This is a genomic window from Variovorax sp. PBL-H6, assembly GCF_901827155.1.
In the GTDB taxonomy this organism is placed as follows: domain Bacteria; phylum Pseudomonadota; class Gammaproteobacteria; order Burkholderiales; family Burkholderiaceae_C; genus Variovorax.
This window is the reverse complement of the sequence record NZ_LR594659.1, coordinates 4,954,914-4,968,820: the sequence shown is the minus strand read 5'-3', so window position 1 is coordinate 4,968,820 and position 13,907 is coordinate 4,954,914. Positions and strand designations below refer to the sequence as shown.

Below are 13,907 nucleotides of genomic sequence, written 5' to 3'. Positions count from 1 at the left end.
GCTCAATATACTGAGCGCCCGATGGACACCCCTTCCCCACAGCGCCCGCCGACCATCGATGCCATGGCCGCCGCACGCTGGGGGCGCCTCGCGCCGGCCGGCGGTTCGCCGTGGCTGCACGAGGAGATCGGCCGCCGCATGGAAGACAGGCTCCAGTGGATCAAGACGCAGCCGCGCCACTGGGCCGACTGGTCTCCGCTGCGCGGGGGACTCGAGGCGCATGCGCTGCTCGCGCACCGCTACCGTGACGCCGCCGCCTTCGTGATCGAGCCGGAGCCGGCGCTGCTCGCGCCCACCCGTGCGGCGCTTGCCGCGCCCTGGTGGAGCGCGCGGCGCTGGCAGGGCAGCCAGCCGAGCTTCGACGCGCCGCCGGAGGGGGGCGTGGACCTGCTCTGGGCCAACATGGCGCTGCACATGGCGGCCGATCCGCAAGCGCTCATCGCCCGCTGGCATCGCCTTGTGGCGACCGATGGCTTCCTGATGTTCTCCTGCTTCGGCCCCGATACCATGCGCGAGTTGCGTGTGCTGCACGAACGCCAGGGCTGGCCACCTGCAAGCCACGAATTCACCGACATGCACGACTGGGGCGACATGCTGGTCCACGCCGGATTCGCGGAGCCGGTGATGGACATGGAGCGCATCGTCCTCACCTGGCCCAGCGCCGAGGCGGCGTTGGCCGAACTGCGCACGCTGGGACGCAATCTCCATCGAGCGCGCTTTCCCGGACTGCGGGGCCGGACCTGGCATCGTGCGCTGCGCCGTGCGCTGCCCGACGTGGCCTTGTCCGCGGAGGGCGCGGGGCGGATCGCCCTGACCTTCGAGATCATCTATGGCCATGCCTTCAAGCCCGCGCCAAGGGTGGCACTGGCGGCCGAAAGCGCTGTGTCGCTGCGCGAAATGCGTTCGATGCTCCAGCGAGGCCGTCCGGGCGCATGAGTCGCACGGCCGCCCAGAAGGCGAAGGTACTCCGGACAGCCGGGCTCATCGAGGGGCCCTTCGCGTCACCCGCTACAATCCGCCGTTGCGTGAACTCCGGGTATGGTCCCGTGATCGAGGCCTGTCGAACATGGGTTTGACCGGCGATCGACGCACTGATTTGCTGAACTCGTTCGCCCGTGTCGAATTCCGTGTTTCGTTTTGCCACCGTCTCAGGCCAGAACATCCACTGGTTCCTGAAGCGCAACTGCTCAATAACGCCGAGCCAGCTCGGCTGGCTCTACGCGTCCTTGTGCGCGATCTCGCTGGGCATCGGAACCATCTTCTGGGTGCATGGCGCGCCGTTGGTGCTCCCCTTCGCCTGGCTCGAGCTGGGCGCGGTCGGCTTCGCTTTTCTGCTGTATGCGCGCCACGCCGCCGACGGCGAGCGCATTGCGCTGCAGGGCGGCCGGCTGGTGGTCGAGCTCGAGAATGGCGGGCACTACGAGCGCACTGAATTCCTGCCGCACCAGGTGCGGGTCGAACCTCAGCTCGGCGACCGCTCGCTGATCGAGGTCTCTGGGCAAGGTCGTTCGGTCAAGGTGGGGCGCTATGTGCGTCCGGAGCTGCGCGCGGCGCTGGCGCGCGAAATTCGCATGGCATTGCGTGGCGCCTGATAGGGTACGCAATGACACCGTGGCGACCGGTGGGTGACTTGAAAATTGAAGAAGTGAACACGATGAAGAGCAATTGGTGCAACAAGAACTGGCCAGCGAATCTGCTGCTGGCGGCCGGCGCAATGTGGGGCGGCGCGGCGCATGCAGTGAACGATCTTGCCGGCGGTCCGTCGGTGCGCCAGCTGAACTTGCCGGTGGGCGTCACCAAGATCTCGGAAGAGCAGCACTTCCTGCACACCGTGATGCTGGTGCTGTGCACGGTGATCTTCATCGCCGTCTTCGCGGTCATGTTCTATTCGATCTGGAAGCATCGCAAGTCGGTAGGCCACAAGGCGGCCAACTTCCATGAGTCTGTCGTCGTCGAGGTCATCTGGACCATCGTGCCCTTCATCATCGTGATCCTGATGGCGCTGCCGGCCACCAAGGTGCTGGTGGCCCAGAAGGACACCACCAATGCCGATCTCACGATCAAGACCACGGGCTATCAGTGGAAGTGGGGCTACGACTACATCAAGGGCGAAGGCGAGGGCCTCGCCTTCATCTCTACGCTGGACAGCTCGCACCGCGCTTTGTCGGACGCTGGCGCCAAGGGCGACGTGCCCGACGACTACCTGTTGAAGGTCGACAACCCGATGGTGGTGCCGGTCGACACCAAGGTTCGCGTCATCACCACCGCCAATGACGTGATCCATGCCTTCGCCGTGCCGCAACTGGGCGTCAAGCAGGATGCCATCCCCGGCTTCGTGCGCGACACGTGGTTCCGCGCCGAGAAGGTGGGCGACTACTACGGCCAGTGCCAGGAGCTCTGCGGCAAGGAGCACGCCTACATGCCGATCCACGTGAAGGTGGTGTCCAAGGGCGACTACACCGCGTGGGTCGATGCCAAGCGCAAGGAGGCCGCCGCCAAGCAGGACGACCCCGGGAAGGTCTGGACCCTGCCCGAGATCCTGGCACGCGGCGAGAAGGTCTATGCGGCCAACTGCGCGGCCTGCCACCAGGCGAACGGCAAGGGCGCGGGCCCGATCAAGCCGCTGGACGGCTCCGCGGTCGTGCTCGACGCCGATCACAACAAGCAGATCCACGTGGTTCTGAACGGACAGAACAACGGCGCCATGCCGTCCTGGAAGCAGCTGAGCGACACCGACATCGCCGCCGTGGTGAGCTTCACCAAGAACAGCTGGTCGAACAAGACGGGTCAGCTGGTGCAGCCGGCCGAGGTGCTGGCGCAGCGCGGCAAGTAAGCCGGCGCTGCCTCACGACACCACGACGAAGAGTTTGCAAGGAATATCAAAATGAGCGCAGTCATCGACCCCCACGGCCACGCACACGGCCACGGCGACCATGCCCACGACGAACATCACGCCGCCCCCACCGGCTGGCGCCGCTGGGTGTTCGCCACCAACCACAAGGACATCGGGACGTTGTACCTGCTGTTCTCCTTCACCATGCTGATGGTGGGCGGCGTGCTTGCGCTGCTGATCCGCGCCGAGCTGTTCCAGCCCGGCCTGCAGGTCGTGAACCCGGAGCTGTTCAACCAGTTCACCACCATGCATGGCCTGATCATGGTGTTCGGCGCGATCATGCCGGCCTTCGTGGGCTTTGCGAACTGGATGGTTCCGCTGCAGATCGGCGCCTCCGACATGGCCTTTGCGCGGATGAACAATTTCAGCTTCTGGCTGCTGATCCCGGCGGCCCTGATGCTGGTGGGCTCGTTCTTCATGCCCGGCGGTGCGCCCGCTGCGGGCTGGACGCTCTACGCACCGCTCACGCTGCAGATGGGTCCCTCGATGGACGCCGGCATTTTCGCGATGCACATCATGGGCGCCTCGTCCATCATGGGCTCGATCAACATCATCGTGACCATCCTCAACATGCGCGCGCCCGGCATGACGCTGATGAAGATGCCGATGTTCTGCTGGACCTGGCTCATCACCGCCTACCTGCTGATTGCCGTCATGCCCGTGCTCGCCGGCGCCATCACCATGACGCTGACGGATCGTCACTTCGGCACCAGCTTCTTCAGCCCCGCCGGTGGCGGCGACCCGGTGATGTACCAGCACATCTTCTGGTTCTTCGGCCACCCCGAGGTCTACATCATGATCCTGCCGGCCTTCGGCATCATCAGCCAGGTCGTGCCGGCCTTCTCGCGCAAGCGCCTGTTCGGGTACGCATCGATGGTGTATGCGACCTCCTCGATCGCGATCCTGTCCTTCATCGTGTGGGCGCACCACATGTTCACCACCGGCATGCCGGTGACGGGGCAGCTTTTCTTCATGTACGCGACCATGCTGATCGCGGTGCCGACCGCGGTGAAGATCTTCAACTGGATCGCCACCATGTGGCAGGGCTCGATGACCTTCGAAACCCCGATGCTCTTCGCGGTGGGGTTCATTTTCGTGTTCACCATGGGCGGCTTCACCGGCCTGATCCTGGCGATCGCGCCGATCGACACCCAACTGCAGGACACTTACTACGTCGTCGCGCACTTCCACTACGTGCTGGTGGCGGGCTCGCTCTTTGGCATGTTCTCCGGCTTCTATTACTGGGTGCCCAAGTGGACCGGCGTGATGTACGACGAGACGCGCGGCAAGATCCACTTCTGGTGGTCGCTGATCTCCTTCAACATCACCTTCTTCCCGATGCACTTCCTGGGCCTCGCCGGCATGCCACGCCGCTATGCCGACTACCCGATGCAGTTCGCCGACTTCAATGCGGTGGCCTCGGTCGGCGCATTCGCCTTCGGCCTGGCGCAGGTCTATTTCTTCCTCTTCGTCGTGCTGCCCACGATGATGGGCAAGGGCGAGAAGGCCCCGCAGAAGCCCTGGGAAGCGGCCGAGGGCCTGGAGTGGGAAGTGCCATCGCCGGCGCCGTTCCACACCTTCGAGAATCCGCCCAAGCTTGACGCCACCGCCAGCAAGGTGATCGGCTGAGAGGATGCATTCGATGACGACGCCTGAACAGAAGAGGAACAACCGGCGCATGGGGCTCACGCTGGCCTCCATCGCGGTGCTGTTCTTCATCGGCTTCATCGTCCGCATGGTCTGGATCGGCCACTGAGTCGCACATGAGCATCGGTCAACGTATCCGCCGCGAGAACGTCCGCATGGTCGGCAAGCTGGCTGTGGTCGCGGCCGGCATGTTCGCGTTCGGCTATGCACTGGTGCCGCTGTATCGCGCCATCTGCGAGATGACCGGCATCAACATCCTTGCGCTCTCCGAGCTCGAGGTGCCGGGCGGTGCCAGCGGCGGCAAGAACGTGCGCCTTCCCGACAACACGCAGGTCGACACCAGCCGCACCATCACTGTCGAGTTCGATGCCAATGTGCGTGGCCTCTGGGACTTCAAGCCGGCTCAGCGGTCGATGGAAGTCCATCCCGGCCAGCTCAACACGGTGATGTACGAATTCCAGAACGTGCAGAACCGGCGCATGGCTGCCCAGGCCATTCCCAGCTACGCGCCGCAGCAGGCCGCTCCCTACTTCAACAAGCTCGAGTGCTTCTGCTTCAATCAGTACACGCTCGATGCGGGGGAGAAGAAGCAGTGGCCGGTTGCCTTCGTGATCGACCCGAAGATCTCGAAGGACGTGAAGACGATCACGCTGTCGTACACCTTCTTCGAGGTCGGTGGCAAGACGCCGCCGGCGCCCGTGGCGGCCAACAGTGCCGCGCCGGCCGCGGAACCGCGTTCATGATCATGGCCGAGATACCGCCGCCCAAGAAAGGCTCCCTGTGGCGCACCGTCAAGGCAGTGGCCTGGGGTTTCTTCGGGGTGCGCAAGAACAGCGACTACCAGGAAGACATCGCCAAGCTCACGCCGCTGCACATCGTGGCCGTCGGGTTGGTGGCGGCGGTGCTCTTCGTCGTCGGGCTCATCCTGCTGGTGAAGTTTGTCGTTGCGCCCTGACCGGGACGAGTGCCCCAAAGATTTGAATCGAGAGAGAAGAGACCAGGACCTGATATGAGTTCAAGCACCCCCGGCACCACGCCTTACTACTTCGTGCCTTCGCCATCGCCGTATCCGGTCATGGCGGCAATCGGCCTGCTCTTCGTGATCTTCGGCGCCGCCCAATGGATCAACGGCCATCAATGGGGCGCCTGGTCGCTGTTGGCAGGCATGGTGTTGTGGCTGGCTACGCTCTTCGTCTGGTTCCGCCGCGCCATCGGCGAGAGCGAGGGCGGCCAGTACGGCCACAAGGTGGACCTCTCTTTCCGCTGGAGCATGAGCTGGTTCATCTTCTCAGAGGTGATGTTCTTCGGCGCTTTCTTCACTGCGCTGTGGTGGGCCCGCACACACGCGCTGCCCACGCTTGGCAGCCTCGACAACGCGCTGCTCTGGCCCGACTTCAAGGCGGTGTGGCCGACCCTCGCTCCGGGCGCGACCGGTTCACCGGCCGACACCGTCGAACCCTTCCAGACCGTGGGGCCCTTCTGGCTGCCGACGATCAACACCGCGCTGCTGCTGAGCTCGGGCGTCACGCTGACCATCGCCCACCACGCGCTGCGGGCAAGCCATCGTGCCCAGGCGATCCGCTTCATGTGGATGACGGTGCTGCTCGGTGCCATCTTCCTTGGCGTGCAGGGCTACGAGTACCACCACCTCTACACCGAGCTGAACCTCAAGCTCAGCTCCGGCGCCTACGGCTCCACTTTCTTCATGCTGACCGGCTTCCACGGCCTGCACGTGTTCATCGGCATGCTGATGCTGCTGTTCATCACCTTGCGCCTGCGCGCGGGCCATTTCACGGCGGAACGCCACTTCGGCTTCGAGGGTGCGGCCTGGTACTGGCACTTCGTCGACGTGGTGTGGCTTGGCCTGTACTTCCTGGTCTACTGGCTTTGAGCTTGCAGGACGGCACAAAAGGAAAGCGCCGTAAGGCGCTTTTTTCATGGGGCTTGTGGAACGAGCACGATCTACTTGCCGACGGGCAGCCCTCCCGGCTGGATATAGCCCAGCTTCCAGGCCAGCAGCAGGCACAGGAACAAAACCACCGACAGCCCGATCCGAACGGTGAGCGCACGAACCATTCCGCCGCTTTTGGCGCGGCCCTCGCGCCCATCCCTCAGCATGAAGAACAGAGCGACACCGAGGCTCGCCAGGATGCCGATGAAGGCGAGGGCGACAAGGTATTTCATGAACCCCATTATCGGCCGCACCGGCCTTCTCGCGACGTGAACGATGGAATGCCGCCCGCCGCAGGGCGGTCGCGCGCACGGCGTTTTTGGCTGGTCTCCCTGGCGGCCTTGATCATGCTCGCGGCCACTGTGTCGCTGGGGCGGTGGCAGCTGTCGCGCGCCGCGCAGAAGGAGGCGCTGCAGGCCGAAATCGACGCGCGGAAGACCCTGCCGCCGCTCGAGCAAGAGGAGTTTCTCGCGCTCGATCCTGCGACCTCCGCCATGCACCGGCCGGTGCGCCTGCGCGGCCTGTGGCTCGCGCCACACACGATCTACCTGGACAACCGCCAGATGCATGGCCTGCCCGGCTTTTATGTGCTGACACCGTTTGCCATCGAGGACAGCAAGCAGACCGTGCTGGTGCAGCGCGGCTGGGTGCAGCGCAACTTCAGCGACCGAACGCAACTCGCCCCCATCGAGACGCCGAGCGGTCTGGTCGAGCTGGTGGCCCGGGTCGCGCCCCCGCCCGCCCATCTCTTCGAACTGGGCAAGGACGCCCCGCCGCCCGCCGCGGCGCCGGGGTCTTCGCCCATCCGGCAGAATCTCGATCTCGAAGCGTTCCGCGAGCAGACCGGGCTGCCGCTGCGGACCGAAGTCTCTCTGCTGCAGACCGGCCCGGCCTCAGAGGGCTTGCAGCGCGACTGGCCGGTCCCCGCGCTGGGCATCGAAAAGCACTACGGCTATGCGTTCCAGTGGTTCGGGCTTGCCGCCCTCGTCGTCATCCTCTATGTCTGGTTTCAATTCATCGCCCCCTACCGCAGCGCGCGCCGCCTCCGCAATGGCCGATGAGCCGCTCGGGTTGACGGTGCATTCCATGCCCTCGCCGCGTCAGGCGCTCGATGGCGCCGAGGGCCGGCGCACCGTCTTCGGCCGCTGGAAGATGATCCTGGTCATGGTGTGCTGCGCGGCACCGGTGATCGCTTCCTACTTCACCTACTACGTGATCCGGCCGGAAGGGCGGCGTGTTTATGGCGAGCTGATCGACCCGCAGCGCACCATGCCGGAGCTGACCGCCACGGGCCGGGAGGGCGAGCCCGTGCGCCTCTCCACGTTGAAGGGCCAGTGGTTGCTGGTCACGGTGGCCGATGCCGGCTGCGACGCCTTGTGCGAGCAGCAGCTCTATCTGCAGCGCCAGCTGCGCGAAAGCCTCGGCCGCGAGAAGGACCGGCTCGATCGCGTCTGGCTGGTGAGCGATGCGGCGCCGATACCGACCCGCCTGGAGAACGGCCTGCGTGGCGCGACCGTGCTGCGGGTGCCGGCGGCGCAGCTGGCGCAGTGGCTGGCCCCCGCAAGCGGCCACGCACTGGCGGAGCACTTTTTTGTCGTCGATCCCATGGGCAACTGGATGATGCGCTTCCCCGCCCGCATGGATACCGCCGGCGCGGGCCGCGCCAAGCGCGACCTCGAGCGGCTCTTGCGCGCCTCGGCCTCGTGGGACGAGGCGGGCCGTTAGGGCGCCGACCTGCACAGCATGGACACGAACTCGCTCTACGACCTCAAGCCCATCGCCTGGCTCCTGGCGGTCGGCGTGTTGCTCGCGCTCGGGCCACTGATCTGGGTCTGGCGCCGCGGCGCCGGTCATGGCGCTGCCCGGCGCTTGCATGTGCTGACGGTGCTCACGTTGTTCCTGACCTTTGACCTCACTCTGTTCGGCGCCTTCACCCGCCTGACCGATTCGGGCCTGGGCTGCCCCGACTGGCCTGGCTGCTACGGCAACGCCAGCCCCGTCGGCGCGCGCCACGACATCGCCATGGCGGAGGCGGCACAGCCGACCGGCCCGGTGACGCACGGCAAGGCCTGGGTGGAGATGGTTCACCGCTACCTGGCCACAGGCGTCGGCTTCCTGATCCTCGTGCTGGCCGTGGGCACCGGGGTGGCGCGGCGGAACCAACGGCACTTGGAACACGCACGCGAACGTCCGCTCAGCGCCTGGTGGCCAGGCGCCACGCTGGTGTGGGTCTGCCTGCAGGGGGCTTTCGGCGCGTTGACGGTGACCTGGAGGTTGTATCCGGCCATCGTCACGCTTCACCTGCTTGGCGCCGTCGTTCTGCTGGCGCTGCTGTGCATTCAGGCCGTGCGGTACCGGCAGGCAGCGGCCGAGCGGCACCCCACCCCGGTGCCGTCGGCGCTGCGCACATTGCTGATCGTGGTGGGCACATTGCTGCTGCTGCAGATCGCGCTCGGCGGCTGGGTCAGCACCAACTACGCGGTCCTGGCCTGCACCGAGTTCCCGACCTGCCAAGGCAGCTGGTGGCCGCCGATGAACGTCGCCCAGGGCTTTCACATCTGGCGCTCGCTGGGGGCGGGCGCCGACGGTGCGCCCATCGACTTCGCGGCGCTGACGGCCATCCATTACATGCACCGCCTGATGGCGTACCTGGTTTTTGTCGCGATCGGCCTGCTCGCGTGGCAGCTGCGCCGGGTCGCGCCGCTGCGCCCGCAAGCCCGATGGTTGGCCTGCCTGGCGCTGCTGCAGCTTGCCACCGGCCTTGGCAATGTGCTTCTCGGCTGGCCACTGGTCGCCGCCGTTCTGCATACGGGTGGCGCAGCGGCGCTGGCAGTGGTGCTGACCTGGGCCTTGTGCGAAAGCCGACGCGCCCAACCTGAAGCGGCTGCCGTTACGAAGGCGCGTAGCACCGCGGTGCGCGGGGTGGAGGTCATCCAATGAGTACGCCAGCCTCTGTCCACAGCCACAGCACCGCCAGCGTGCTGCGCCAGTTCTATGCGCTGACCAAGCCTCGCGTGGTGCAACTGATCGTGTTCTGCGCCCTGATCGGCATGGTGCTGGCGGTGCCAGGCGTTCCGAACCTTGCCGAACTGCAGCGTATCGTGGTGGCGTGCATGGGCATCTGGCTGGTTGCGGGCGCTGCGGCAGCCTTCAATTGCCTGGTCGAGAAGGGCATCGATGCCAAGATGAAGCGCACCGCCTGGCGGCCCACGGCCCGCGGCGAGCTGAGCGACCGCCAGGCGCTGCTGTTCTCGGGGGCGCTGTGCGCGGCCGGCTCGGCGCTGCTGTGGTTCGCGGTGAATCCGCTCACCATGTGGCTCACCTTCGCGACCTTCGTCGGCTATGCGGTGATCTACACCGTGATCCTCAAACCGCTCACCCCGCAGAACATCGTGATCGGCGGCGCTTCCGGCGCCATGCCGCCGGTGCTGGGTTGGGCCGCGATGACGGGTGAGGTGAGCCCCGAGGCGCTGATCCTCTTCCTCATCATCTTCCTGTGGACGCCGCCGCATTTCTGGGCACTGGCGCTGTACCGCGTGGAGGACTACCGCAAGGCGGGCCTGCCGATGCTCCCGGTGACGCACGGCAACGAGTTCACGCGCCTGCAGGTGCTGCTCTACACCTTCATCCTGTTTGCCGCATGCCTCATGCCATTCATCTATGGCATGAGCGGTTGGCTCTACCTGGCGGTCGCGGTGGTGGTGAGCATCGGCTTCACCGGCTATGCCTTTGCACTGTGGCGCAGCTACTCGGACATGTTGGCGCGCAAGACCTTCCGCTTCTCGCTCATCCACCTGAGCGTGCTCTTTGCCGCCCTGCTGATCGACCACTACCTGCGATGAATGAATCCATGAACAAGCGCCACGCTCTTCGACTGATGGCCTACAGCGGGCTGGCGGCGCTCGCGGGCATGGGCCTCGCGGCCTGCTCGGAAAAGAAGCCCAGCTTCAATGCCGTGGACATCACCGGCGCCGACTATGCCAAGGGCTTCACGCTCGGCGATGCCGAAGGCAAGCAGCGCACGCTGGCCGACTTCAAGGGCAAGGTCGTCGTCATGTTCTTTGGCTACGCGCAGTGTCCGGACGTCTGCCCGACCACCATGAGCGAGATGGCGCAAGTCAAGCAGCAACTCGGCAGTGACGGCGACAAGCTGCAGGTCCTGTTCGTCACCGTGGACCCCGAGCGCGATACGCCCGCTGTGATGAAGGCCTACATGGAGGCCTTCGATCCAGGTTTCGTCGCGTTGATTCCGACGCCGGAGCAACTGCCCGCGCTGGCGAAGGACTACAAGGTCTACTACAAGAAGGTCGAGGGCAAGACGCCGACGAGTTATTCGATGGACCACTCTGCCGCCAGCTTCGTCTATGACACCCAGGGCCGCGTGCGGCTGTACGCCCGTTACGGCGCGGGCGTGCCGGCGATGGTGTCGGACGTCAAGGCTCTGCTGAAGTCCGCCTGAGGCGCAGGCGCGCTGCGCATCGCCGAGGCCTCCGGGCCTGCCGGCCAGTGGCCATAAAAAAGCCCGGGCGCTGCCGGGCTTCAATGGGTGCGCTTCAAGCGCTCAGGCGAATTCCGCCAGTGCCTTCTTCATCTTCTTCATGGCCGCCGACTCGATCTGGCGGATGCGTTCGGCGCTCACCCCATACACTGCGGCGAGGTCGTGCAGCGTCATTCCGCCCGAGCCGTCGTCGTTGACCTTGAGCCAGCGTTCTTCCACGATCCGGCGGCTGCGATCGTCCAGCGTCGCCAGGGCGGTCGAGATGCCGTCGGTCGACAGCCGGTCGCGCTGACGCGATTCGATCTGCGCCGTGGGCTCCTGCGAGGCGTCGGCCAGGTAGGCGATGGGGCCGAAGCCGTCATCGCCGTCATCGGAGGGGCTGGGGTCGAGCAGCACGTCGCCGCCCGACATGCGCGTTTCCATCTCGAGCACTTCCTCGGGCTTGACGTTCAGCCGGGTTGCCATCTGGGAGACCTCGTCCGCGCTCAGGGTATCGCGGTGGGTGTCGCCGTCCGCCGAGCCGGCCTTGAAGCCCTGCTTCATCGAGCGCAGGTTGAAGAACAGCTTGCGCTGAGCCTTGGTCGTCGCAACCTTGACCATGCGCCAGTTCTTCAGGATGTACTCGTGGATCTCGGCCTTGATCCAGTGCATGGCATAGCTGACCAGGCGCACGCCCTGGTCGGGATCGAAGCGCTTGACCGCCTTCATCAGGCCGACGTTTCCTTCCTGGATCAGGTCGCCGTGAGGCAAGCCATAGCCCAGGTACTGGCGGGAAATCGAGATCACGAGGCGCAGGTGTGAAAGCACCAGCGCACCGGCGGCTTCCAGGTCATTGTGGTCGCGAAGCCGGCGCGCAAAGCGCTGCTCTTCCTCCTGCGTCAGCAGGGGGAGCCGGTTGGCTGCGGAAATATAGGCGTCCAGGTTACCCAGCGAGGGCACCATCGACCACGGATTGGCGACGGCGAGCTGGTTGGCGGGGGCTCCGGACATTGCTGTCATTGGGAAAACTCCTTGGTTCGGGGGCATGTTAGCACTCGGTTGGAGGGAGTGCTAAGCTAAGGGTTCCCCCGGAGTTTCAATGGGGTGGATAGCCAGAAGCTATCCAGGTTCCGTCCCTTGAGGATAGGACAACGCCGACTCTTGGCTGCAGAAATCGACTGTCACCAGCGGATGCGAAGGCGCAGGAACAGTCTGGACAGAACGAACAGCGGTCCGACCCACAGGTACTGGACATCTTCGAAGAAGGAGGGTTTCTTGCCCTCGATCTTGTGTCCGATGAACTGGAAGATCCAGGCCACGACAAAGATCGTGGCAGAAATCGGGAGCACAAGGTCTCCCATCGCATGCACCGCGGCCAGCGCCAGCGCGATGCAGATGCCCATCGCGATGAGCAAGCTCGCTGAGCGCAGCATCAGATAGTAGACCGCACTGGCGCCCACGAAGGCGTAGGCCACCCACGGATGAAGGGCGTACAGCAGGCCGACGATGCTCAGCATGATTGCCGGGATGGCGATCATGTGGATCGCCTCGTTGGTCGGGTTCTGGTGGCTCTCGCCGTAGTGGGCGAGCAGCCGGTCGACCTTGCGGTCGGTGTCCGGCAGGGACGTGGCGGCGCTGTGCATGGCGGTCTCCTGGCGGGCTCTGCGGCCCCTCCTCATGATGCCAGAAGCCCATTGGCCAGGGCTACCCCATCAGCGCCTGGGCGAACTCCCGGGCCTTGAAGGTCTCGAGGTCTTCGAGCTTCTCGCCAACCCCGATGAAGTACACCGGAACCGGCCGCTCGCGCGCGATCGCGCACAGCACCCCACCCTTGGCCGTGCCGTCCAGCTTGGTGATGACCAGGCCGGTCAAACCCAGCGCTTCGTCGAAGGCACGCACCTGCGCCAGGGCGTTCTGCCCCGTATTGCCGTCGATCACGAGCAGCACCTCGTGCGGCGCGGTGGCGTCCGCCCGTGCTACCACGCGCTTGATCTTCTTGAGCTCGTCCATCAGGTGCAGCTGGGTCGGCAGCCGGCCGGCGGTGTCGACCAGCACCACGTCCTTGCCTCGCGCCTTGCCGGCATTGACCGCGTCGAAGCTCACCGCGGCCGGGTCGCCCCCTTCCTGGCTCACGATCTCGACCGTGTTGCGGTCGGCCCAGACCAGCAGTTGCTCGCGCGCCGCGGCGCGGAAGGTGTCGGCCGCCGCCAGCAGCACCGAAGCGCCCTCGTTGGAGAGATGCTTTGTGAGCTTGCCGATCGAAGTGGTCTTGCCGGCGCCGTTGACACCCGCCACCATGATCACCGTCGGCGTGTGCTCGCCGATCACCAGGTCCTTTTCGAGCGGGCGCAGCAGGTCCGTGATGGCCTCGGCCAGCAGCAGCTTGACCTGCGAGGCCTCCGTCGCCATGGCGCTGCGAACGCGCCGGCGCAGGTCGTCGAGCAGGTATTCCGTGGCCTTCACGCCCGTGTCGGCCATCAGCAGGGCCTCTTCAAGCTCGTCGTAGAGGGCGTCATCGATCTGGGCGTTGACGAAGGCGGCGGTGATGCTGTTGCCCGTCTTGCGCAAACCTGTCTTGAGTTTGCTGAGCCAGCCGCTGCGCTCGGGAGGCGCGGCTTCCGCGGGCGCCGTCGCCAACGCCGGCACTGGCACTGGCACTGGCACTGGCACTGGCACTGGCACCGGCACTGGCACCGGCACCGGCACCGGCACGGGTGTCTCGGGGACGGGGGCAGAGACGGGTGCCTCAGGTGCTGCAGGCGCGGCCGGGGACGGGGCAGCCGCGGGCGGCTCGGCCGGCTTGCCGCCGAACCAGCTGGATGGCGAGAGCAACGAGCGGGCGGGCGCCGGCGGCTCAGCGGTCGTTTCGGCAGGCGCCGGCGCCGGCGCAGAGCTGTCGGGGGCCGGCTTTTTTTTGAAGAAGCTGAACATCGGGGCGT

At 65.7% G+C, this 13,907-nt stretch carries 17 protein-coding genes; 13 read left to right on the top strand and 4 right to left on the bottom strand.

Annotated elements, in window-relative coordinates:
• Positions 1–21 precede the first annotated feature (21 nt).
• The 8 genes from G3W89_RS23560 to G3W89_RS23530 all read left to right on the top strand — a co-directional run bounded on the left by G3W89_RS23560 (position 22) and on the right by G3W89_RS23530 (position 6,431).
• Positions 22–936, top strand: coding sequence for a class I SAM-dependent methyltransferase (locus G3W89_RS23560; RefSeq protein WP_162576430.1), 915 nt, complete (start codon positions 22–24; stop codon positions 934–936).
• A gap of 179 nt (positions 937–1,115) precedes the next feature.
• Positions 1,116–1,592: a DUF2244 domain-containing protein gene (locus G3W89_RS23555; RefSeq protein ID WP_162576429.1), complete on the top strand. Its 477-nt coding sequence runs from the start codon at positions 1,116–1,118 to the stop codon at positions 1,590–1,592.
• Between the two features lie 62 nt (positions 1,593–1,654).
• On the top strand, positions 1,655–2,833 hold the full coding sequence (gene coxB, locus G3W89_RS23550) for a cytochrome c oxidase subunit II (RefSeq protein WP_162576428.1): 1,179 nt from the start codon (positions 1,655–1,657) through the stop codon (positions 2,831–2,833).
• A gap of 51 nt (positions 2,834–2,884) precedes the next feature.
• Positions 2,885–4,522 carry a cytochrome c oxidase subunit I gene (ctaD, locus tag G3W89_RS23545; protein ID WP_162576427.1) on the top strand — a complete coding sequence of 546 codons (1,638 nt, stop codon included), beginning with the start codon at positions 2,885–2,887 and terminating at the stop codon, positions 4,520–4,522.
• A gap of 13 nt (positions 4,523–4,535) precedes the next feature.
• Positions 4,536–4,649: a cytochrome oxidase small assembly protein gene (locus G3W89_RS33390; protein WP_232076702.1), complete on the top strand. Its 114-nt coding sequence runs from the start codon at positions 4,536–4,538 to the stop codon at positions 4,647–4,649.
• A gap of 7 nt (positions 4,650–4,656) precedes the next feature.
• Positions 4,657–5,283 (top strand): cytochrome c oxidase assembly protein, encoded by a 627-nt coding sequence (locus tag G3W89_RS23540; protein ID WP_162576426.1) that lies wholly within the window; start codon positions 4,657–4,659, stop codon positions 5,281–5,283.
• Positions 5,280–5,495 (top strand): DUF2970 domain-containing protein, encoded by a 216-nt coding sequence (locus G3W89_RS23535; RefSeq protein ID WP_162576425.1) that lies wholly within the window; start codon positions 5,280–5,282, stop codon positions 5,493–5,495. Before G3W89_RS23540 ends, G3W89_RS23535 begins: the two co-directional genes overlap by 4 nt.
• A 54-nt stretch (positions 5,496–5,549) precedes the next feature.
• Positions 5,550–6,431: a cytochrome c oxidase subunit 3 gene (locus G3W89_RS23530; protein ID WP_162576424.1), complete on the top strand. Its 882-nt coding sequence runs from the start codon at positions 5,550–5,552 to the stop codon at positions 6,429–6,431.
• Between the two features lie 71 nt (positions 6,432–6,502).
• Here the strand turns inward: G3W89_RS23530 and G3W89_RS23525 are convergent, their stop codons facing one another.
• On the bottom strand, positions 6,503–6,733 hold the full coding sequence (locus G3W89_RS23525; RefSeq protein ID WP_162576423.1) for a twin transmembrane helix small protein: 231 nt from the start codon (positions 6,731–6,733) through the stop codon (positions 6,503–6,505).
• Between the two features lie 105 nt (positions 6,734–6,838).
• Between G3W89_RS23525 and G3W89_RS23520 the strand changes: the two genes are divergently transcribed.
• Genes G3W89_RS23520 through G3W89_RS23500 form a run of 5 tightly spaced genes read left to right on the top strand, consistent with a single transcriptional unit; the run spans position 6,839 to position 10,950 of the window.
• Positions 6,839–7,552 (top strand): SURF1 family protein, encoded by a 714-nt coding sequence (locus G3W89_RS23520; protein WP_232076701.1) that lies wholly within the window; start codon positions 6,839–6,841, stop codon positions 7,550–7,552.
• A complete protein-coding gene (locus tag G3W89_RS23515) occupies positions 7,491–8,216 on the top strand; it encodes an SCO family protein (RefSeq protein WP_174258279.1) in 726 nt (241 codons plus the stop codon). The genes G3W89_RS23520 and G3W89_RS23515 overlap by 62 nt, the downstream gene beginning before the upstream one ends.
• A gap of 18 nt (positions 8,217–8,234) precedes the next feature.
• Positions 8,235–9,431 carry a COX15/CtaA family protein gene (locus G3W89_RS23510; RefSeq protein ID WP_162576420.1) on the top strand — a complete coding sequence of 399 codons (1,197 nt, stop codon included), beginning with the start codon at positions 8,235–8,237 and terminating at the stop codon, positions 9,429–9,431.
• Positions 9,428–10,333 carry a heme o synthase gene (gene cyoE / locus G3W89_RS23505; protein WP_162576419.1) on the top strand — a complete coding sequence of 302 codons (906 nt, stop codon included), beginning with the start codon at positions 9,428–9,430 and terminating at the stop codon, positions 10,331–10,333. Before G3W89_RS23510 ends, cyoE begins: the two co-directional genes overlap by 4 nt.
• An 8-nt stretch (positions 10,334–10,341) precedes the next feature.
• Positions 10,342–10,950, top strand: coding sequence for an SCO family protein (locus G3W89_RS23500; protein WP_174258278.1), 609 nt, complete (start codon positions 10,342–10,344; stop codon positions 10,948–10,950).
• A 102-nt stretch (positions 10,951–11,052) separates the two neighbouring features.
• Here the strand turns inward: G3W89_RS23500 and rpoH are convergent, their stop codons facing one another.
• From rpoH to ftsY, 3 genes are all read right to left on the bottom strand, one after another.
• Positions 11,053–11,988, bottom strand: coding sequence for an RNA polymerase sigma factor RpoH (gene rpoH, locus G3W89_RS23495; protein ID WP_162576417.1), 936 nt, complete (start codon positions 11,986–11,988; stop codon positions 11,053–11,055).
• A 161-nt stretch (positions 11,989–12,149) separates the two neighbouring features.
• Positions 12,150–12,611 carry an Mpo1 family 2-hydroxy fatty acid dioxygenase gene (locus G3W89_RS23490; RefSeq protein ID WP_162576416.1) on the bottom strand — a complete coding sequence of 154 codons (462 nt, stop codon included), beginning with the start codon at positions 12,609–12,611 and terminating at the stop codon, positions 12,150–12,152.
• Positions 12,612–12,672: 61 nt separating this feature from the next.
• Positions 12,673–13,899, bottom strand: a complete 1,227-nt coding sequence (ftsY, locus tag G3W89_RS23485) for a signal recognition particle-docking protein FtsY (protein WP_162576415.1) — start codon at positions 13,897–13,899, stop codon at positions 12,673–12,675.
• Positions 13,900–13,907 lie beyond the last annotated feature (8 nt).